General features: G+C 68.4%; 21 protein-coding genes. 7 read left to right on the plus strand and 14 right to left on the minus strand.

All coding sequences use genetic code 11. The features are described 5' to 3' along the window. Nucleotides 1-38: 38 nt before the first annotated feature. The 5 genes from M6D93_RS04710 to M6D93_RS04730 all read right to left on the minus strand — a co-directional run bounded on the left by M6D93_RS04710 (nt 39) and on the right by M6D93_RS04730 (nt 3,469). On the minus strand, nt 39-782 hold the full coding sequence (locus tag M6D93_RS04710) for a DUF5995 family protein (RefSeq protein WP_249773205.1): 744 nt from the start codon (nt 780-782) through the stop codon (nt 39-41). Between the two features lie 5 nt (nt 783-787). Beyond that, nucleotides 788-1,588 (minus strand): hypothetical protein, encoded by an 801-nt coding sequence (locus M6D93_RS04715; RefSeq protein ID WP_249773206.1) that lies wholly within the window; start codon nt 1,586-1,588, stop codon nt 788-790. A 155-nt stretch (nt 1,589-1,743) separates the two neighbouring features. After that, nucleotides 1,744-1,941, minus strand: a complete 198-nt coding sequence (gene yidD / locus M6D93_RS19505) for a membrane protein insertion efficiency factor YidD (protein ID WP_347343540.1) — start codon at nt 1,939-1,941, stop codon at nt 1,744-1,746. 379 nt (nt 1,942-2,320) lie between these two features. Further along, nucleotides 2,321-3,049, minus strand: coding sequence for a DUF72 domain-containing protein (locus M6D93_RS04725; protein WP_249773208.1), 729 nt, complete (start codon nt 3,047-3,049; stop codon nt 2,321-2,323). Nucleotides 3,050-3,112: 63 nt separating this feature from the next. Continuing rightward, a complete protein-coding gene (locus M6D93_RS04730; RefSeq protein WP_249773209.1) occupies nt 3,113-3,469 on the minus strand; it encodes a hypothetical protein in 357 nt (118 codons plus the stop codon). A gap of 128 nt (nt 3,470-3,597) precedes the next feature. On the opposite strand from M6D93_RS04730, the gene M6D93_RS04735 reads away from it, so the two are divergent. Beyond that, on the plus strand, nt 3,598-4,596 hold the full coding sequence (locus tag M6D93_RS04735; RefSeq protein WP_249773210.1) for a YihY/virulence factor BrkB family protein: 999 nt from the start codon (nt 3,598-3,600) through the stop codon (nt 4,594-4,596). Nucleotides 4,597-4,681: 85 nt separating this feature from the next. Here the strand turns inward: M6D93_RS04735 and M6D93_RS04740 are convergent, their stop codons facing one another. Beyond that, entirely contained in the window at nt 4,682-4,990 is a 309-nt protein-coding gene (locus tag M6D93_RS04740) for a hypothetical protein (protein WP_249773211.1), read from the minus strand. A gap of 148 nt (nt 4,991-5,138) precedes the next feature. Continuing rightward, a complete protein-coding gene (locus M6D93_RS04745) occupies nt 5,139-5,294 on the minus strand; it encodes a DUF6131 family protein (protein ID WP_249773212.1) in 156 nt (51 codons plus the stop codon). A gap of 116 nt (nt 5,295-5,410) precedes the next feature. Between M6D93_RS04745 and M6D93_RS04750 the strand changes: the two genes are divergently transcribed. Further along, nucleotides 5,411-6,079, plus strand: coding sequence for a response regulator transcription factor (locus tag M6D93_RS04750; RefSeq protein ID WP_249773213.1), 669 nt, complete (start codon nt 5,411-5,413; stop codon nt 6,077-6,079). Here M6D93_RS04750 and M6D93_RS04755 read toward each other — a convergent pair. From M6D93_RS04755 to M6D93_RS04765, 3 genes are all read right to left on the minus strand, one after another. Beyond that, nucleotides 6,033-6,950 carry a class I SAM-dependent methyltransferase gene (locus M6D93_RS04755; protein WP_249773214.1) on the minus strand — a complete coding sequence of 306 codons (918 nt, stop codon included), beginning with the start codon at nt 6,948-6,950 and terminating at the stop codon, nt 6,033-6,035. The two genes, M6D93_RS04750 and M6D93_RS04755, sit on opposite strands and share 47 nt — an antisense overlap. A gap of 61 nt (nt 6,951-7,011) precedes the next feature. After that, nucleotides 7,012-8,085 carry a class I SAM-dependent methyltransferase gene (locus M6D93_RS04760; RefSeq protein WP_249773215.1) on the minus strand — a complete coding sequence of 358 codons (1,074 nt, stop codon included), beginning with the start codon at nt 8,083-8,085 and terminating at the stop codon, nt 7,012-7,014. 11 nt (nt 8,086-8,096) lie between these two features. Further along, nucleotides 8,097-8,282, minus strand: a complete 186-nt coding sequence (locus M6D93_RS04765; RefSeq protein WP_249773216.1) for a hypothetical protein — start codon at nt 8,280-8,282, stop codon at nt 8,097-8,099. A gap of 151 nt (nt 8,283-8,433) precedes the next feature. Between M6D93_RS04765 and M6D93_RS04770 the strand changes: the two genes are divergently transcribed. Next, nucleotides 8,434-11,229 (plus strand): ATP-binding protein, encoded by a 2,796-nt coding sequence (locus M6D93_RS04770; protein ID WP_249773217.1) that lies wholly within the window; start codon nt 8,434-8,436, stop codon nt 11,227-11,229. A 45-nt stretch (nt 11,230-11,274) separates the two neighbouring features. Here M6D93_RS04770 and M6D93_RS04775 read toward each other — a convergent pair whose 3' ends face one another. Continuing rightward, the gene (locus tag M6D93_RS04775; protein ID WP_249773218.1) at nt 11,275-11,700 is read right to left on the minus strand and encodes a cupin domain-containing protein; all 426 of its coding nucleotides are present in this window, start codon (nt 11,698-11,700) and stop codon (nt 11,275-11,277) included. 96 nt (nt 11,701-11,796) lie between these two features. Between M6D93_RS04775 and M6D93_RS04780 the strand changes: the two genes are divergently transcribed. The 3 genes from M6D93_RS04780 to M6D93_RS04790 all read left to right on the plus strand — a co-directional run bounded on the left by M6D93_RS04780 (nt 11,797) and on the right by M6D93_RS04790 (nt 14,206). After that, nucleotides 11,797-12,246: an SRPBCC family protein gene (locus M6D93_RS04780; RefSeq protein ID WP_249773219.1), complete on the plus strand. Its 450-nt coding sequence runs from the start codon at nt 11,797-11,799 to the stop codon at nt 12,244-12,246. Nucleotides 12,247-12,251: 5 nt separating this feature from the next. Then, a complete protein-coding gene (locus M6D93_RS04785) occupies nt 12,252-12,752 on the plus strand; it encodes a MarR family winged helix-turn-helix transcriptional regulator (RefSeq protein ID WP_249773220.1) in 501 nt (166 codons plus the stop codon). Between the two features lie 113 nt (nt 12,753-12,865). Next, nucleotides 12,866-14,206 carry a GGDEF domain-containing protein gene (locus M6D93_RS04790; protein ID WP_249773221.1) on the plus strand — a complete coding sequence of 447 codons (1,341 nt, stop codon included), beginning with the start codon at nt 12,866-12,868 and terminating at the stop codon, nt 14,204-14,206. A 102-nt stretch (nt 14,207-14,308) separates the two neighbouring features. On the opposite strand, the gene ddaH is transcribed toward M6D93_RS04790, so the two are convergent. Beyond that, nucleotides 14,309-15,085, minus strand: coding sequence for a dimethylargininase (ddaH, locus tag M6D93_RS04795; protein ID WP_249773222.1), 777 nt, complete (start codon nt 15,083-15,085; stop codon nt 14,309-14,311). Nucleotides 15,086-15,320: 235 nt separating this feature from the next. Between ddaH and M6D93_RS04800 the strand changes: the two genes are divergently transcribed. Next, complete coding sequence (locus M6D93_RS04800) at nt 15,321-16,526, plus strand: saccharopine dehydrogenase family protein (protein ID WP_249773223.1); 1,206 nt, start codon at nt 15,321-15,323, stop codon at nt 16,524-16,526. A 39-nt stretch (nt 16,527-16,565) separates the two neighbouring features. On the opposite strand, the gene M6D93_RS04805 is transcribed toward M6D93_RS04800, so the two are convergent. Both M6D93_RS04805 and M6D93_RS04810 read right to left on the minus strand, forming a co-directional pair. Further along, on the minus strand, nt 16,566-17,078 hold the full coding sequence (locus M6D93_RS04805; RefSeq protein WP_249773224.1) for a YflT domain-containing protein: 513 nt from the start codon (nt 17,076-17,078) through the stop codon (nt 16,566-16,568). A gap of 130 nt (nt 17,079-17,208) precedes the next feature. After that, nucleotides 17,209-18,918 (minus strand): dolichyl-phosphate-mannose--protein mannosyltransferase, encoded by a 1,710-nt coding sequence (locus M6D93_RS04810; protein WP_249773225.1) that lies wholly within the window; start codon nt 18,916-18,918, stop codon nt 17,209-17,211. Nucleotides 18,919-18,953 lie beyond the last annotated feature (35 nt).

Below are 18,953 nucleotides of genomic sequence, written 5' to 3' on the forward strand. Positions count from 1 at the left end.
AGCGAGTGAAGCGAAGAGGAGACGACCGAGCCGCGGCATCAGCCAGGCGGCGGCAGAACGACGCCGAAGCCGGCCACAGCCAAGCGCAGCAACACCTGGCCTGGAGCGAGAAGATCCGCGATCCGAGCGGCACTCAGGACCTCGAGTTCGCTCAGGCGCGTCGCGTAGCTGGCCTCGCCTTCCAGGCGGGCCGCGTGTAGCGCCTCGACGTTGCGCCACACCTTCTGCCGGGCCTCGCGTAGGAACCTCTTCGAGCCCAGCCGGTTTAGTGGTGTGAGCAGGCGATCGAGCAGTGTCTTGCGGTCCTCGAGCAGCTCTTCCTCGTTTTTGACGCGGCTGGCAAGAACGGAGTCGATGGCTTCGTGGTCTCGCCGTCTGCGATCGACGAGGTTCGCGTCGGTGAAGTCGGCCGGGCTGATGACCGACAGCATCGCCTGCGGAAGGTCGTAGTTCACGTGCGCGTTGATCCCCAGCAGGACGTGGCGCAGCGCGGGGAGCTCGTCCGGTGCAGTGAAGGCAAGTCGCCACGGTCGCGGCACTGCCGACGTCTCACCCGCGACGAAGGCGTCGTGGGCCCGCAGGTACAACTCGGCGAACGCTACGTCCCAGCGTTGCACCCAGTCCGGATCGATGAATCCGCCGCTGTCGACGGAGTCACCTACGGCCTGGGTCGTGCGCAGATAGGTGGACAGGAAAGGCCTTCGAGCCGAGGCGATCGGTAGCGCGTCCAGACGAGTGCGCATCTGCGCCACGACCTCCTCGACGAGACCCGGCCCGGACACGCCGATCAGCTCTCCCGTCGTGCTGGGTGGGACTGCATGCGCACGTACAGCCCGGCCAATGCCGCCGTCGTGAGCAGGAAGCCCACCAGGAGCAGCCACGTCAGCACTTTCGAGGTGTCGAATTCCGCGTGTGCGCGTACCCCGGCAACCAGGATCAACACCAGCATGAAACCCGCAACCTGAATGAGAATGCGGATCGCGCTCCATCGCCGCTCCCACCACGCCCCGAGCCCGGCCACGCCGAGGGCGAAGATCGCGCCGAGCATGCGCGCGGTCAGCGGAGTCAGGTGCCAGGGCCAGATCGCCGCCCCGCGCGCCGGAAACACGTACAGAAAGCCGCACATCACGGTTGACGCGGCACCGCCCAACGTGAGGGCTGCGGCGGCCGCCGGGCCGATCCGGCCGGCGGAGTCACCCCGATCGTCGTATTCACGTTGATTGCGCACGAACGTCGCGAACACCAGCACGGGTGCCGTGAAGTAGAGGGCCACCCACAGCCAGAACGCAACGTTCTGATGCAGGAATCGGTGCCAGTGCAGAATCGTCGTCACGCCCATCAAGCTCGCGAAGGTTCCGACGGGTACGAAACCACCGGCAACGGTGTGCCACCGAGAAGCGAAGACGACCCGCACGAAGAAGTACGCCCCGCCGAGATAGACCGACCCGAGCACCATGGCCGACATCGTCGGCTTGATCTCCCAGGCGAACAGGCGTCTCGTATCGGTCGGCCAGGGCACGAGTACGGCGAACGCCAGGACCAGGAACGGGACGATGGCCGCGGCCAGGACGCGTGTCGACACCAGCACCGTGTCACTTCTCGCGCGGTCCCGGTCGACCACTTCGCCTCCCGTGTCGGCATCAGCCTAGCCACGATCAGCGTCGAGACACAGCCCTGCAGTCGGCACCTTCGGGCGGTGCCGGCCACACGCATCGCGACCGAATCACACCGCGCGTGGCGAGCTCAGCCGGCCGCTGGCGGCACCGGGTCCGAGCCGCCCGGCGTTCCGGGCCGGCAGCGCAGCAACCGGCGGGCGGCGAGCCACGTGCCACGCCAGAGGCCATGGGTCTCCAGAGCCTCGGCCGCGTAGTGCGAGCAGGTAGGCGTGTAGCGGCAGCAGGCCTTCCGTCGTGGGCTGATCTCGGCCTGGTAGAGCTCGATGGCATTGAGGGCGAAGACCAGGAGCCCACTGTTGACGAGCCGTCGGCCGGGAACGCGCCTGGAATCCCGCAACGATCGTCGAATCAGCGAGGGACTGACCAGCGCCAGTTGCGGGCCGCAGCCGAATGCCTCGGCCAGGCAACATCCGCTCTCGAGAAGGCACAGGTCGCGCCCGCAGCCGCCTCCGCCGCGGCGGTAGCCGCCGGGCTGACCGTATCCACCGTAGGAACCGTAACGACGTCGACGCGAACGCCAGCCTCCAATGAACACCATCGGCCAACCGTACGCGTCTCGGGACCGGCCAGACGCCATGCGCCATCAGCAGGCCGGTCAGCCGGCGCCGTCAGCCGGCGCTGCCAGCGAGCGCCGTCAGTACACGTCAGCGCGCAGCGAGCCGACGGAGGGTCTCGGCGTTACGGACGGCGTTGCCGTCGCCGTCGTTGTTGAAGTACGCGTAGACATCACGGCCCTGCGCGTCCCACTCGAGGATTCGCCCGGCCCACCAACGCAGATCATCGTCGGAATACGAGCCCGCGTAGAGGTATCCGGTGTCGGGCCCGTGCAGTCGGACGTACACGAACGGCGCGGTCGCGATCAAGACACACGGCAGGTTGGCACCGCTCATCACGCAGTAGGCGACACCGTGGCCTTCAAGCATCCGGTAGACCGCCTCGTCCTGCCAGCTCACGTGCCGGAACTCGATCGCCACGCGCATCCAGTCCGGCACGCGGGACAGGAAGAATTCAAGCCGGGCGTCGTCTCGCACGTGGGTCGGGGCCAACTGAACGAGGACGACACCGCGCCGCGGGCCGAGCTCGTGCCAGCTGGAGGCGATCCGCTCCACCCACAACTCCGGTGCGTACAGCCGCTTGGCATGCGTGAGGCCGCGGGAGGCCTTGACCGACAACTGGAAACCATCAGGAAGCCGGCGTCGCCACCCGACGAACGTCGTCGCCTTGGGCCACCGGTAGAAACTCGCGTTCAGCTCGGCGGTCGCGAATCGCGCTGTGTAGACCCCGAGCCGATCCGCCGACGCCGTGCCGGGCGGGTACAGCACGTGCTCCCAGTGCGGATAGCTCCACCCGGAGGTACCGATGTGAACCGCCATGCCCGACCTCCTCGCCGACGCCGTTCGCTACGGCGCGAACGGGGATGCGCTCGGAATTACCCCTCACCCTTGGGGGATTTTCGCGGCGAGGATCCACCAGCCGTGAGGTCCGACCCGAACCGGGAACGGGAGTCCGTCGTGATCGATCGTTCTGAATTCGCCGACGTCCCCGGTCGTCCCCCAGCCGAAGACGACATCCGAATCGAGAAGTTGTCCGGTTGGCTGGTGAGCTCCGACGTCGTCCCAGTCCAAGGCCATCACCCACTCGCCCGACGGGCCGCGCACCTCGATGGAGAACCACAGTTCACGGCCGTCACCATTGGTGTCGACGAGCGCGGCGCGGGTGTCTGGCGTCTCGGTCTCCGCCAGGAGACGCGCGTAGCGAGGGTTCCAGCCTTCGAGCCAGTCTCTCCGGTACACGGCCCGATTGTTCCACGAGCACGACGGCAAGCCGCCAACTCCGGTAAGTCCCTGGCTCGACCGGTACTCGCGGTAACCTCGACTCGAGGCTCAGCGCAAGAGCCAAGGCCACGACGTTAGGTCCTTCGATGGCAGGGCACTCTTCTTCCTCCGCTTCCGGCTCAGCTCCCGAGGAGCCGACCGGCCTCACCTCGTCCTCGTGGCGCGGAGTGCTCAAGCGCTCCGTCACCGAATTCAAGAACGACAACCTGTCCGACTGGGCTGCAGCGCTGACCTACCGCAGTGTTCTCACCCTCGCGCCGGCGATGTTGCTGCTGGTGTCGATCGTGGGATTTCTCGGCTCCTCCGCGGTGCAGAAGCTGCGGGACAACATCAATGCCCTGACTCCGGGCGGCATTCACTCGACGTTGCAGCAGATCCTGGACAGCGTTCAGCATCGTCAGGGAGCGGGGTTGGCCGCCGTCCTCGGTCTGGTCGTGGCGTGGTGGTCGGCATCCAGCTATGTCGCGGCCTTCATGCGTGCCTCGAACGCGATCTACGAGGTGGGTGAGGGGCGACCGGTGTGGAAGACGATCCCGCTGCGGATGCTGATAACCCTCGCCATGCTCGTGCTCGGCGTCCTCGCGGCCGCGATCGTGATCTTCAGCGGACCACTGGCCGACCGTGTCGGCCACGCGCTGGGGTTGGGCAGCGGCGCCCTGATGGTCTGGAACATCGCCAAGTGGCCGGTGCTGTTCATCATCGTCAGCCTGATGCTGGCGATCCTGTACTACGCCGCCCCGAACGCGCGCCAGCCGGGCGTGCAGTGGATCAGTCCCGGTGGCGTGCTGGCCGTCGTCATCTGGTTGGTCGCCTCGGCGGGCTTCGCCGTGTACGTGGCCAACTTCGGTTCCTACAACAAGACCTACGGGACGCTGGCCGGCGTGATCATCTTCCTCGTATGGATGTGGCTGACCAACATGGCAATCCTGCTCGGAGCAGAGTTCAACGCCGAACTGCAACATGCCCGCGCCATTCAGGACGGTCGAGCCGCCCCCGACTCGGATGGTTTCGCCGTTCCGCGGGACACAACGAAGTTGAGCCGGGAAAAGACTCAGGCCGCGCAGGCGCTCAGCCAGGATCGCTGACGAGACGGGCTCATCGCGGCATACATCCGCAGCCCGCGCCGCCGGATACTGCCGACTGCCGCCGGCTGCCGCCGGCTGCAGCAGGCTAGGCAGGCTGGATGTCGGTGCGCTCCACGAGGGCGTCGACGATATCGCCGGCCGGATCCTCTTTCGCGAGCTGAGCTGCAGCCCGCTCCTGGTTGACCTCGACCCGCGCCGCCTGCCATGCCGACCAGTGGCCGGACACCAGCGCCCAGAGCGACAGCGCCGAGACGTAGACGACGCTGTTGAGCCACCCCATCATCATCGAGACCGGAATCATGGCGACCCAGAAGACGGTCAGCCATCCGTTGACGCGACGCATGAAAACCGGGTCGCCCTGGACGCTGGCCCAGAGCGATTTCGCGATGGACAAGGATGGCTCCTGCTCGTTGGTGGGACTGGATCGGGACCGCAGAGATATACCGCTCGGAGTATGTGAATCAGACCTATGCCGTGGGTCAGGTCGTCCATGCGCGCCCCAGCTCGTGTCCGGGGCGCGCACGACTACCGTTCCGGTCGGCTCAGAACCAGTGCCGGCGGCCGCCGATCTCGCGTCCGGCCATGCCGAGCGCGAGCAGGATCAGGCCGACGACCAGGACGATGATCCCGATCGTCCACAGGATCGCGATCTTGGCGACGAAGCCGATGATGAGCAGGATCAAACCGAGCACGATCATGACGTGCACCTCCAGATGTAGCGATGCCGCCGGAGGATCCGGCGCATCGACAACCTCCAGAAAACCACCCCTAAGGCAGGTGCGCTACACCCCTAAGGAGGGTTATCGTCCACACCATGACCCGCCCAGCAGCGCGACCGATCACTGTCGCGCTGGTGGACGATTACGACGTCGTGCTGCTGGGCGTCGCGCACATGTTCGAGCGCTACCGCGACCGCGTCGCGATAGTCGAGTTGGACACCAACGAACCCGTGGCCGACACGGTGGACATCGTCTTGTACGACTCCTTCGCGCAGCCGGAATCCGATCACGACGAGATCGCGGTTCTCGTTAAGAACCCGCACGCGCATCGCGTGGTCGTCTACACCTGGAACTTCCACCCGGATCTCATCGCCTCGGCCCGTCGTCAGGGAGCGCACGGTTACCTCTCCAAGACCATGACCGCTCGCGACCTCGTGGCGGCCCTCGAGGCGGTGCACGCGGGGGAGACCGTCATCAGCGATCCGCCAGGTCGGCCGCGTAGCGCGCCCGGCCTGGACTGGCCCGGCCGCCGGGAAGGACTGACCGACCGTGAGGCCGAGATCCTGGCGCTGATCACCCAGGGCAAGAGCAACGCCGAGGTCGCCAACCTGACCTACCTGAGCCCGAACACCATCAAGTCCTACATCCGCGTCATCTACCGCAAGATCGACGTTTCCAGCCGAACGCAGGCCGTCCTGTGGGGGGTCAAACACGGGTTCACGCCGGATCATCAGCGGATCGAGATGTGGCGTGATCCGCGATGAACCGGCGCCGCCCCCAGGCTCCGAAGTAGGCGAAGCCGCAGCCGAGGAAGTCTCGGTCGGTCGGTCGGGCCGTGAGCGCGGCCGCTTCCTCGCGGGTGAGGACGCCGGTGGCGACGGACGGGGCGGCCAGGGCGGACATGCTCAGCCGGTAGAACTCGGCCAGCGCTGAACCCGGCGTCACGACATCGAGTTCAGCGTCGGCGCCGACCTCCGCGAGTTCCAGATTGTGGATCTGCCGCAGCAGCGCGCGGCCCTGCGAGAGCGAGCCGTGCGGGAAGGCCTCGTGCCAGGCACGGGGATGTCCCGCCCAGACCGGGTCATAGTCGGCCTGCCACATGCCGAAATCCGGCTCCTCGACCAGCAGCCAGCCACCGGGAGCGAGCCAGGACACGACTCGACGCAGGATCTTCATCCGGTGCTCCAGGTGCATCAGGACCGCTCGCAGATGAATGAAGTCGAACGATCCCGCCGGCATCGGATCGACCCGCACGTCGTGTTGGCGGACGGTGAGATTCGCAGCCGAGAGTCTGGTGAGGAATTCCGGCTGGATGTCCGTCGCAGTGACCTCGCCTTCGGGGCCGACCAGGCCGCACAGCCAGAGCGCGATCGACCCGCGGCCGGCGCCGATCTCCAGACATCGGGCACCGCGGCTCAACTGGAGCCGTTCGATGCGCCTGATCGTCAACGGATCCAGTCGCGCTTGGAACAGCTCGAGGCGCCGGGCCTCGTCGGCCGCCGAATGCGAGAAGGCGTATTCCGGCTCTGGGTCCGGCCCTGGGTCCGGATCTGGGTGCGGCCCTGGGTCCGGCTCTGGGTCCGGCTCTGGGTCCGGCCCTGGGTCAGGCCCTGGGTCAGGCACTGGTTGGCTCATGCGTGCAGTGTGTTCCCGGCACGGCAGGAACGGCAATGCGGTGCGATCAGCCCTCGCCGGCTCAGGGACGAACCTCGATGACCCGATTCACCGGCGTCTCGACGGCCCGGCGGAACCGCGTGAATCCGCCCTGCTCGGCGATGGATCGCAGTTGCTCGTCGGTCGCCTGGGCTCCGAGCGCCCACCCTCCGGACTGTGATCGGGCCGACGGCGTGCACACCAGGGTCGAGGCGGAGTAGAACAACCGACCCATCGGGTGCAGGTTCGCAGCGACCGAGTCGCCGGCCATCGGTTCGACCAGCAGCCAGGTGCCGTCGTCGGCGAGGGTGGACCGGATGTGGCGTGCGGCGCCGACCGGATCGCCCATGTCGTGCAACGCGTCGAAGATGCAGACCAGGTCATATCCATCGCCTGGATAATCCTGCGCCGAGGCCACCTCGAAACGCACGCGATCACTCACGCCGGCGTGCTCAGCCGCGGCACAGGCCGCCTCGATCGAAGGCTCGTGATTGTCGAAGCCCACGATCGTGGCGTTGGGGAAGGCCTGGGCGAGCAGGATGGTCGATGCTCCGAAGCCACAGCCGACGTCGGCTACGACCGCGCCCTCGGTCAGCTTCGCCTGTACGCCGTCCAGCGCAGGGATCCAGCTCGTCACGAGGTTCGCGGCGTAGCCCGGACGGAAGAATCGCTCGACCCCGGCATAGAGGTCGTGATGGTGCTCCCCCCACCCGAACCCGGCACCGCTACGGATCGTTTCCGCCAGGCGTTCTTCGTCCTTGAACAGGGCTCCGGCCAGGAGCATGCCCGCGGCGAGGAACGTCGGCGAGCTCTCGTCGGCCAGGCAAGCGCGCTGCGCGGCACTGAGGCTGTACCGGCCCGTTGCCGGGTCGTATTCGCAGTACCCCGAAGCCGCCTGGGCGTTGAGCCATTCGCGTGTGTAGCGCTCATCGCATCCGGCCTCGGCGGCGATCTCGCGCTCGGAGGCCGGACCGGCCTGGGCGATCGCGCGATACAGCCCGAGCCGGTCCCCGATCGCCACGGTCACGGCGTGGTGTGCTGCCGCCAGGTCGGTGATGAATCTCTGGACGAAATCGCCCACGGCAGCTTCGTCGAGCTGCTCGGTTGTCGTGGTCATGTCGCTGTCCTTCAGGCTCGGGCGGGTTGGATCACCGACCGCACGGCGGTGCGGATGACGCGACGGCCGGCGCCGGCGACCCGCCGACTGCGCTGCGCCCGGCGCGCCTCGGTGGCCAGGTGCTGTTGCCGGGCCGCGTCGAGCAGATCGCGCTGGCGTGCGGCGGCCAGTTCGCTGTGCATGAGGGTGGTGAACATCGGTGTCTCCTTTGCTGGTTGTCGCTGTCCTCACAGGCTCGCCGCCGCCGTGGCCGCTGCCATCCGTGCCGACCACCGGTCCACCACGCAGTCACCACCGACTTCTGCCCGCAGAGCAGCCATCGCCGGGCTGAAGCGGCAAGATGAGCGGGTGACGCACAGTGCGCTGAGGGTGTCCGAGCGCGAGGCCGAGGTCTTGTCCGCCCTCGGCCAGCACTTGTCGAACGCCCAGATCGCCTCGCTTCTGCATCTGTCCGTGCGCACCGTCGAGACGCATGTGTCGTCTCTGCTGCGCAAACTCGGCGCGGCCGATCGTCGCGAGCTCGCGGAGTTGGCACCGAGCCTGGCCTCGGTCGACCCGCCGAGTTCGACGGCGGGGTCTCGGGGCGTCCCCGCCACCTGGACGCCGTTCATCGGCCGTGAGCGCGAGCAGAAGGAGCTGATCCAGGCACTGGACACCTCGCGGGTCGTGACCCTGCTCGGCCCGGGCGGGGTCGGCAAGACGCGGCTGGCCGGCGAGGTGGCACGGACGCTGGCCTCGCGCCTGCCGTTGGGGGCCACGTTCGTCGAGCTGGTCAGTAGTCGGCCGGGATTCTTCGTGCAGACGGTGGCCTCCGCGCTCGACGTGAGGGAACGGCCCGGACAGGCGCTGCGCGATGCGATCCTGGCCCGGTTGCGGCCTGGCCGGGCCTTGCTGGTCCTGGACAACTGCGAGCATCTTGTGGACGACACGGCCGAATTCCTCACCGCCCTGCTCGGACAGGCCACCGATCTGCGGGTTCTCACCACGAGCCGGGCCCGGATCGGCGTGCCGGGTGAGCGGGTAGTGCCGCTGTCGGGTCTGTCGCTGGTCGCACGCTCAACCGGCGGGGCGGCCGACTCCGAGGCCGTGACCCTCTTCTTCGACCGAGCTCGGATGCTCGATGCGCAGTTCGACGCCGACCCGGCCGCGGTCGGCGAACTCTGCGCCCAGCTCGATGGCATGCCGCTGGCCATCGAGCTCGCCACGGCCCGCAGCGCGACCCTCGGGATCGCCGGCTTGCGCGCCGGGCTCACCGATCGGTTGCGGTTGCTCAGCGGCGGCCAGAGCGGCGACGAACGACACCGATCCCTGCGGGCGGTACTCGACTGGAGTCACGAACTGCTCGACGGCGAGGAGCAAGCCGCACTCAGACGCTTGGGTCGCTTCGCCGGTCCGTTCGACCTAGAAGCCGCCGCCGCGGTAACGGCCCTGCCTCCGGCGGTCGTCGTCGATCTCGTCGGCCGCCTGTCGGACAAGAGTCTGCTGGTGCATCGCCAGGGCAGCGAGCGGTGGTCGCTGCTGGAGACCGTGCGCGCCTACGCCTGGGACAAGCTGGGCGATGCCGGCGAACGGGATCAGGTGACCGACCGCTACGTTCGCTGGGCCAAGGACGTCAGCGCCGAGATCGAGAGTCGGTTGGTGCGCGGCCAGGCGTGGCAGGCCGATTTCGACGCCGTCTCGGGTGATCTGCGCGCAGCGCTCGCCCTGGCCGACGGAGAACTCGCGGCGGCCGTCGCCCGTTGCTTGGGGCACCTCACGTTCGCACGCCGCTTCCTGGTGGAGGCGCGCACGCACTACCTCCGGGCCGCCGAGCTGGCGACCGATGAGGCCCAGGCCGTCCAGGACCTCTGGTCCGCGGCCGGGGTCGCTCAGGTCGAGAGCAAGGGACAGCTGCGTTACGAGTACGCCGTCGCCGCTGCGCAACGAGCCGCCGCGGCCGGGGACCACGGCACCCAGGCCGCGGTGCTCGCCGAGGCGGTCTCGGTCGCCACGCGGTTTCCGGCGATCTTCGAGCGCGACATCGAGTTGACGGAACTGCAGCGCATGCTGCGGCTCGCCCACGATGTCGCGCCGCCGGACGACCCGGTTGCCGAGGCCCAGCTGATGGCCGCCGACGCCTGGACCGAGACGAGGCTGGTCGAGGTCCCGGACGTAGTGACGTTCCAGGCGGCCTTCGACGCGGCCGAACGAGCCGGTGACGCGCTGCTCATCAGCGCCGCCCTCGACGCGCTCGGCGCCGCCCAGGTGATGGGCGGACATTTCGCCAAGACACACGAACTCGGCGCGCGACGACTGAGCCTTCTGGCCCGGCTACCGGCGCACCAGCCGCGCGCGGGGTCAGAGATCCACGACATCGTGCACATGAGTGTGGAAAACGCCGTCAGCGCCGGGGCGATCTCGTTCGCGCTGGAGACCGCGCGGCGCTTCGCCGACGACGAACTCGTCGCCGCCGCCCCACAGATGGTCGAGAGCAAACCGATCGTTCCGCTCGTACTGCTCGGCCGTTTCGACGAGGCGACCATGCGCGGGGAACGGACTCGTGAGGCGTGGGAGAGCGCCGGTCGTCCGGCCGCGCGTTGGATGGCCCCGAGCATGTACTCGCTGGTGCTCTGCCGTGCCCTGCGCGGCGAGGATGCCGCTGCCTCGGAGTGGCGCAGCTTTGCCGGGGTGGAGCTGGCCGGTGCCCAGACCCGCAACGTCCACTTCCAGGTCGGCGGCATGGCTAGCTTCGTCGAGGCCAGACTTGCCTTGCATTTCAGCCGTTTCGACGATGCGAGCAGCTTGCTCGCCGGCCTGCCCACCGCCAAGGACGCCTGGTGGCACGCTCGGCACTGGTACTTCGACGCCTACCCGTGGGCGGTCACCGCCGAACTCGCGGTGGCCGTCGCCCACCCCGACGCGTCGGCGTGCCTGGTGGCCCTCGAACCTGCGGCGCGGGAAAACCCTTGGGCCGCTGCGTATCTGGCCCGAGCCCGAGCGCGACTCAGCGGTGACCCGGCCGATTTTCTCGCGGCTCTGACCGCGTGGGAGGCGCTCGACGCACGGTACGAGCGCGCGTGCACGCTCGCGATGATTCCGTCCCGGTTCGATGAAGCGTGTGCCGACCTCGACTCACTCGGTGTCTCGCTGCCGGTACAGCGCTGAGCAGACGCAGCGATATCGCTGCCGCGCGCTGGTGAAACGCCCTCCTCAAGCAGGGGAATCCGCGTCGTGGCCGGTCGGCGGGCTCGCGCGGTAGTCCGACTCAGACACCTCATGCAGCCAGATCGTGGGACCGCCCGCGGTGACAGCCAGATGAGCGAAGGCCGACGTCGGGCTCGCTCCGTGCCAGTGGGGCACGCCGGGCTCGACGTGCCACCAATCACCCGCCCGCAGCTCGGCCGGTACCTGCAAGCCCTCCCAGGACACAAGGCCGTTGCCGTACACGCCGACGATCGCCTGTTCGCGCTCGTGCATATGCCAGAACGAGCGGGCCCCCGGTTCGTAGAGGAACTTCGAGCCGGCCAGGTGGTCCAGATCCGGCGGCTGCAGGTAGTCCGTTCGCCACACTCGCCCGGTGAAGTTCGCCGGACTGGCCATGATCGTGGACATGCCACTGCCGTGGATGATCCGCATTCGGCAAGCGTACGACGTCCAGGGCGCGTCACCGCACGGTGATGAGCAGGTCGGAGGGGTCTTGCGTTCAAGATAGTATGCGCGCATACTAAAGACATGACGACCATCGCGACCGCCCACCTGACTTCTGCGGCTGCCCCCGCTGCCTTCTTCGCGCGCTGGGCCGACATGGCCACCTGGCCGGAATGGAACGCCGACACCGAATGGGTTGTTCTCGACGGGCCGTTCACCCAAGGCGCCACCGGCACGCTCAAACCCAGAGGCGGACCCAAGGTGGCGTTCACCGTCGAGCTACTCGATGAGCACGCCTTCGTCGACGTCTCCCGGCTGGTCGGGGCGCGGTTGACGTTCGATCACCGAATCGCGCCGCGAGCCGGTGGGGGCAGTGATCTCAGTGTGTCGGTCGCCCTGACCGGCCCACTGCGGCCGCTGTGGATGGCCATACTCGGCAAGGGGATTCGCGATTCGCTGCAGCGTGACCTCGATGCCCTGGGCCGAGCGGCGGAGTCGAACGCGCCGATGCGCCCCGAGCAGAATCGGCACTGACGCCGGTGGCTCGACGACCTCGACCGGCCGGCCTGGACACCGAACATGCCAGTGCCGAGCAGAGCACCGGCCTGCTGTTGTGGCAGGTCACCAATCGCTGGCAGGCCGAACAGCGCGCGGCTCTCAAGCCCTTCGACCTCACGCACGTCCAGTTCGTCCTGCTCGCGTCGTTGACCTACCTCGAGGCGAGGGCGGGCGGATCACCGAATCGGCCGGTCAGCCAGCGGCGATTGGCCGACCATGCGGCGACCGATCCGATGATGACCTCGCAGGTCTTGCGAGCCCTCGAGGTCCGCGGTCTCGTCGAGCGAGCAGAACACCCGGACGACAAGCGTGCCCGCGCGGTGCGAGCCACTACCGCCGGTGCGAGCCTGGCCAATCGCGCGGTTCGCGAGGTGGAAGCGTGTGACCGGCGCTTCTTCGCGCCGCTCGGGCCTGCGGTGACCGGCTTCACCGGGGCGCTTCGCACTCTGCGCCAGGGTGCCCCGGACGCTGGCAAGACCTGAGCGTCACCGAACGGGCACAAGTCCGGTCGTCATAGCCAGCCGTCCCCGGAGTCTTATCGGCAGTGACAGAGCTGGCTGGACGACGGACGCGGGCGGGGTTGAGGATCGAGGTGGTGCGGCGACGACCCCCGGACAGGCATCGGCCGCTGCCGGCTCACCCGAGCGCAGCTGCCGACGCGCACGCCTACGTCTGCGTCTACTTTCTTGCTGTGTGCCTGATCGCGGGCCTGCTGACCGTCCGATCGGTCCGGTATGAGATGAGCACTGCCTACGCCGGGCCGTTGACCCTGTTGGTTGCCTTGAGCCTGGGGTACGGAGCCATCGCGGCGCGGGTTGACAAGCCGGCGGGCTTCCTCCAAGCCCGTACGGGATGGGCGAATCATGAATCGGTCTGGGTTTCGGCCGGGGTCGTGGTGCTGCCGCCTGGCCCCCTTTCCGTGTTGATCATCGCCCTGTTCGGCGCGGGGCTCGTCCGCGCCCGGCGCACCGGCACCGCGCGGCTACGGCGGGTCGTGTTCAACGGGGCCTCGATGCTCATTGCGGGATTCGCCGCCGCGTTGCTGGTGTCCTGGCTCCGCGACTGCTCGTTGCCGGGACTCAGGGTCAGCACTCTCTCGGAGTTGGGTATCGGGCTGGCGGCCGCCGCCCTGGCCGGTATGAGTATGGCCTTCACGCTCGTCGGACGATTCCTGATCGCCGGTCCGGCTCCGCTGCGAAGGCTGATGCCCGGCCGGGCCGCCGTGCTGGACGAGCTCTCGGCTGTGGCGATCGGACTGATCTGCGGCCTCCTCGTCCTGCACACGGCCTGGCTGTCACCGATCAGCCTGTTGCTGGTGGCGTTGCTGCAGCGCAGCATCCTGGCTCGGCACCTGCACGTGGCCGCCGCGACGGACCCCAAGACCGGCCTGTTGGCTGTGCGGGCCTGGAAACATGAGGCCGCCAACGCCCTGGCGCGTTCGACGCAAGCCGGTGACACGGCGGCGGTCCTGATGCTCGACCTGGATTTCTTCAAGCGGATCAATGACACCCACGGTCATCTGGTCGGCGACCGGGTCCTGCGCGGGGTCGGCCAGCAACTCAGCCGGCAGTTGCGCGCACCAGATCGACTGGGGCGTTTCGGTGGCGAGGAGTTCGTCGTGCTGCTCCCGGACACCGCCGAGGCGGCGGCGGTGGAGGTGGCCGAGCGGCTGCGTGCCTCGTTGCGAGAGCTCAGGCTCCCGTCCGAGCGGGCCGGAGACGACCACGGACCGAGCGTGCACGGGGCAGTGCCCGCGGCGCCGGACCGCCCGCCGTCGTCGGCTCAGTTGCCGTTCCCGGTGAGCGCCTCGATCGGAGTCGCCGTCCTGGGGCGGCACGGTCACAGTCTGGAGGAGTTGCTGGCCGCCGCGGACGAGGCACTGTTCGAAGCCAAGTTGGGTGGCCGGGACATGGTGGTCACGGCGGGCGGTTCCTGACCGGTACCGCTCACGGCATCGTCGGGCCCTGGGTCGTCCGGCCCGGCATCGTGGGGCCCAGGGCCGTCCGGCTCAGGGTCGTCCGGCTCAGGGTCGTCCGGTTCAGGGCGCGCTGCGCAGCCGCACCGACAGGCAGGTGACGCAGCCCTCCAACTTTTCGTATTCGGAAATGTCCACCGGGACCGGTTGGTAGCCGAGATCCTCGATGAGCGCGGCCGATTCCGGCGCCGCGGCCGACATCAGGAGGTGACCCGAGCCGAGATCGACGACATGCGCGCCGGGCTCCTCGGGCATGGCTCGGTAGAGCGGAAAGAAGCCCGGGTCGTCGACGACCGGGGAGAACCCGATCACCGTGCCGTCCGGCAGTGCGGTCACGGCGGACTTCAGATGCAGCGCCTTCGTCAGCGGGACCGCGGTGACTCGCGCTCCCAACGGCGCGAGCGCGGCACGGAACTGACGGACCCCTTCGGCGTTCGTACGCCCTCCCCGACCGACGTAGACCTGACGGCCGACCTTGAGGACGTCGCCACCGTCGAGGGTTCCCGGTTCGGCGATGGTCACCGAGCGGTAGCCCAGTCCGGTGATGGCCTCAGCCGTGCCGGCAATTTCGGCTCGACGCGAAGCCGCACCGGGTGAGGTCAGGACGGCCAGGGCGCCGAACATCACCACGGAGTCCTCAACGAAAACGCCGTCCGGGCAGTCGTCGGCCGGGGCTACCTCGACGATGTCCCACCCGGCGTCGGACAGCGCACCGACGTAGTTCTGCCATTGTTTGACGGCCAAATCCACGTCCACGGGGCTGCGGTCGATATGTGTGGTGATGCCGTCGGCGAGCTGCGGGGACGGACGGCGGACCAGGGCACGCTGCTGAACGGTCATGCCAGGCATCGTGTCAGACGCCGCAGCGCACGGCCTCAATGGTCCCAGCGCAGCGCCGCCCTGGAACCGGAGCTGACAAGCGCGCAGGCTTGAGCGCCTCCCTCAGATGGCGTCGACCAGGCGAATAATCATCACCACAGGCCTATCGCAGCTGCGCCAGAATGCTGACTCAGGGCATGAATCTCAGAAGCGGTCACCGAACCAGCGGCGATCGTGGCGGAAGGAGATGGCGCTCATGGTCGACCGAGCCGATCGGCCCTTCGATCTCGTGCTGTTCGGCGCGAGTGGGTTCACCGGGGGACTGACCGCGGCCTACCTCGCCGGACAGGCCCCCGTGGGCCTGCGCTGGGCGCTGGCGGGGCGCAACCTCGACAAGCTGGCGCACGTGCGCGATCGACTTGCTCGCTCTGGCGACGGCGGTCCGGAGCTCCCTCTGGTCTACGCCGACAGCTCGGACCCCGAGTCGCTCGCCGAGCTCGCCGCCTGCACCCGGGTTCTGGCCAGCACGGTCGGGCCGTACCTGCGGCACGGCGAGGGCCTGGTCGGCGCTTGTGCCCGGCAGGGGACGGACTATCTCGACCTCACCGGCGAGGCGGAATTCGTCGATCGGATGTACAACCTGTACCACCGGCAGGCTCAGCGCAGCGGCGCCCGGCTGGTGCACTGCTGCGGCTTCGATTCCATTCCCCACGACCTCGGCGTGTTGTTCACCGTGTTGCAGTTGCCCTCGGACGTGCCGATCGCGGTCGAGGGCGTCGTGCGCGCCGGGGGCCGGATCTCGGCGGGGACGATCCACTCGGCGGTGACGGCGATGTCACGGCTGCGGGCCGCGGCGCGCGAGCACCGCACCCGTGCCGAAGGTGATCCTGGCCCGGCCGGCCGATCGGTGCACGCCCGGGCCGGGCGGATTCGGCGGGTGGACGGTCGCTGGCTGGTGCCGCTTCCGACCATCGATCCCCAGGTCGTCACACGCTCGGCGCAGGCCCTTACCGAGTACGGTCCTGACTTCAGCTACGGGCACTATGCCGGCGTCGACCACCTGGCCACGATCGTCGCCGGTGGACTGACGATCGGCGGCGTCATGGCGATCGCGCAGATACCGCCGGCCCGATCCCTGCTGTTGCGCCGGGTCACCAGTGGCGTCGGTCCGTCCGAGCAGCAACGCGAGGCCGGCTGGTTCACGGTCCGGTTCACCGCCCGCACCCCGGAGGTGGAGCTGGTCACCGAGGTGAGCGGCGGCGACCCGGGATACGGCGAAACGGCAAGGATGCTGGGGGAGTCGGCGCTGTGCCTGGCCCTGGACGACCTGCCGCAACGCTCGGGGCAGCTGACGCCGGCCGTCGCGATGGGCTCGGCGCTCATCGACCGGCTGGTGGCCGCCGGCCTACGCTTCGACGTGGTCGGCCGCGTGCGCCGGACCGGTCTTGGTCCGGCGCAGTGAGAAGTGCCGGTCCGGCTCAGTAGGACGTACCGGTCCGGCTCAGTAGGACGTCCCCGGCGCGCCCGACATCTTGCTGAGCACTGCGCGGGCCTGCTCGGCGACCGTGTGCTCGACCAGCACCTCGTACTTCGTGGCCACGACCTGGGTCACTGAGGAGAAGTCGCGGGTCCCGCTGCGAGTCACGGCGGCGTAGCTGACCTGGCTCCAGATCGCGCCGAAGACGGCGCCGAACACGACGACGGTGATGATGAACCCGATGGCGTTGGCACCGCTGCCCCCGCCGAACAGCGCGAAGGCCAGGCCGATGAACAGGCCGAACCAGGCACCGGAGAAGGCGCTCGCCGCGGCAATCTTGCCGCGGGTCAACCGACCGGTTATGCGTTCGACGGAGCGCAGTTCGGTGCCGACGATGGCCAGATTCTGGACCTCGAACTCGTTGTCGGACAAGTAGTCGACCACCTTCTGCGCCTGGTCGTAGTTCTCATAGACGCCCAGCGAGAGGGGGTACTGCAGATCGAGCCCCGGCCGGGGAACGTTGGATGCGATCGCCATGATCAAACCTGCCTTAGATCGGAAGAGTGTGCTCGGTGCGCCATCACGGCCGGCGCCGGAGCGTCGGCTGCGATCGAATGTCGCTCGTCTCTGCCGTTAACGCTAATGCCCCCCGCCGGGGTTCCGCCGCTCAGATCCAGCCGGGGAACCACATCCGGGCGTTCCACTGTTCGTAGGTGAGCAGGCCGCCCGTGAAGATCGGCCACATCCAGACGAAGTCCGCGACGACGGCGCCCAGCCACACGGCCACCACGGCCGAGCGCAGCATCCTGGTCAGCGGGATTTCTCGCAGCGCCACCCACTCGCGCAGGCCGACCACCCGCGGCGTGGTCTGGGAGGCGATCGTTTCGGGCAGCTCGGGAACCGGCTCGTCGAGCCCGTGGCGCGGCACTATGGCCTTGCCCGTGTTCGACCGCCAGCGGTTGAGCACGGATGTGCCGTCCTCCGCGGCCGGTGAGAGCAGCGCGCCGACGGCCATGGCCAGGGCGATCATCAGGAAGGGCATCAGCGGTGTCATGTAGAAGAGGAAGCCGGTGCGCTTCTGATCGTGCAGCCAGACTCCCCAGCCGGCCAGGAATGCCATGGCGATCGCGCCGGCCCGCCAGTCCCGCCGGGTGAACCACAACCAGGCCAGCCACCCGAGCGCGGGCAGGATGGCCCAGTACATCAAGGGGGTTCCGATGAGCAGGATCGCTCGCGCGCAGTCGGGGGTGCCGTCGGCCTTCACGGCGCCGCAGCCCGCCGGCTGGGTCGGGTAATAGAACAGGATCGGCCGACCCAGAACCAACCATGACCACGGATTGGCCTTGTAGGCGTGGTAACTGGAGAGGTTGCTGTGGAAGAGGTAGGCCTGATGGTGATAGTCCAGCAGCGAACGCAGTCCGGACGGCAACAGCGCGAACAGCCCCGTACCAGGATGGGTGTCGCCCCAGTGGCGGTTCCAGGAGTTGTCGCCCACGAACCAGCCGAGCCAGGTCAGCACGTACGCCACCGCCGGGGCGAGACCGAGGGAGAAAAACGCATAGGGCACGGACCGCTTGAGGGTGGCCATGGTCGGCAGTTCCACTCCGGCGGCCTTCAAGGCCCCCCGGTCCCACAGCAGTGACAGCAGAGCGAAGCCGAGCCAGAACGACAGCGCGCTCCACTTGATGCCGAACGCCAGGCCGAGCATGATCCCGCCGGCCAGCCGATAGGGACGCGGACCGAGGGCGGGCACGCCGCGACCCAGATCGAGGCCGGCCTCGTAGAGAGCACCGAGCCGTGAGCGCAACTGGTCCCGGTCCAGGACGAGAAAGGCGAATCCCGCGATGACGAAGGTCTGCAAGAAGATGTCGAGCAAGGCGACCCGCGACATCACCAGCGAGATGCCGTCCAGGCTGAGCAGCAGCCCGGCGAAGGTGCCGAGCAGCACCGAACGGAGCATCCGCATCGCGACGCGGGTCAGCACGATCACGCTGATCACGCCGGCGACGGCCGGTGCGATACGCCAGCCGAAGGAGTTGTTGCCCCAGATCGCCGAGGTGAGCCCGATCAACCACTTGCCCAGCGGCGGGTGCACCACGAACATGTAGCCGCGGTTGTCCTCATAGCCGTAGCGCAGCATCTCCTGCGCCTCGGTCGCGTAGTAGACCTCGTCGAAGCTCTTCCCGGCGGGAAAGCCGAGAGCCCAGAACCGGGTCCCAGCGGCGATCGCGGTGACCGCCAGGGTCCACAGCCAGCTGTTGAGGGCGCGATCCGGACGCCACGGCGTCAACGCCAGCGGGCGGGCCCGCAGCGGGGGCGGCGGGGTGGCGACGGCACTGTCTCCGGGGTCCTCGGGCAGCAGCGTCGCGATCGGCACGGGACCGATCGTAAGGTCTGCACGTGTCAGCGCGC

The organism is Jatrophihabitans telluris, assembly GCF_023516435.1.
Classification (GTDB): domain Bacteria; phylum Actinomycetota; class Actinomycetes; order Mycobacteriales; family Jatrophihabitantaceae; genus Jatrophihabitans_A; species Jatrophihabitans_A telluris.

Excerpts from the sequence above, each read along its gene's own strand:
- M6D93_RS04725 (WP_249773208.1), bottom strand. The coding sequence starts at position 3,049 with ATGGCGGTTCACATCGGTACCTCCGGGTGGAGCTATCCGCACTGGGAG.
- M6D93_RS04735 (WP_249773210.1), top strand. The coding sequence starts at position 3,598 with ATGGCAGGGCACTCTTCTTCCTCCGCTTCCGGCTCAGCTCCCGAGGAG.
- M6D93_RS04745 (WP_249773212.1), bottom strand. The coding sequence starts at position 5,294 with ATGATCGTGCTCGGTTTGATCCTGCTCATCATCGGCTTCGTCGCCAAG.
- M6D93_RS04750 (WP_249773213.1), top strand. The coding sequence starts at position 5,411 with ATGACCCGCCCAGCAGCGCGACCGATCACTGTCGCGCTGGTGGACGAT.
- M6D93_RS04755 (WP_249773214.1), bottom strand. The coding sequence starts at position 6,950 with ATGAGCCAACCAGTGCCTGACCCAGGGCCTGACCCAGGGCCGGACCCA.
- M6D93_RS04760 (WP_249773215.1), bottom strand. The coding sequence starts at position 8,085 with ATGACCACGACAACCGAGCAGCTCGACGAAGCTGCCGTGGGCGATTTC.
- M6D93_RS04765 (WP_249773216.1), bottom strand. The coding sequence starts at position 8,282 with ATGTTCACCACCCTCATGCACAGCGAACTGGCCGCCGCACGCCAGCGC.
- M6D93_RS04775 (WP_249773218.1), bottom strand. The coding sequence starts at position 11,700 with ATGCGGATCATCCACGGCAGTGGCATGTCCACGATCATGGCCAGTCCG.
- M6D93_RS04780 (WP_249773219.1), top strand. The coding sequence starts at position 11,797 with ATGACGACCATCGCGACCGCCCACCTGACTTCTGCGGCTGCCCCCGCT.
- ddaH (WP_249773222.1), bottom strand. The coding sequence starts at position 15,085 with ATGACCGTTCAGCAGCGTGCCCTGGTCCGCCGTCCGTCCCCGCAGCTC.
- M6D93_RS04800 (WP_249773223.1), top strand. The coding sequence starts at position 15,321 with ATGGTCGACCGAGCCGATCGGCCCTTCGATCTCGTGCTGTTCGGCGCG.
- M6D93_RS04805 (WP_249773224.1), bottom strand. The coding sequence starts at position 17,078 with ATGGCGATCGCATCCAACGTTCCCCGGCCGGGGCTCGATCTGCAGTAC.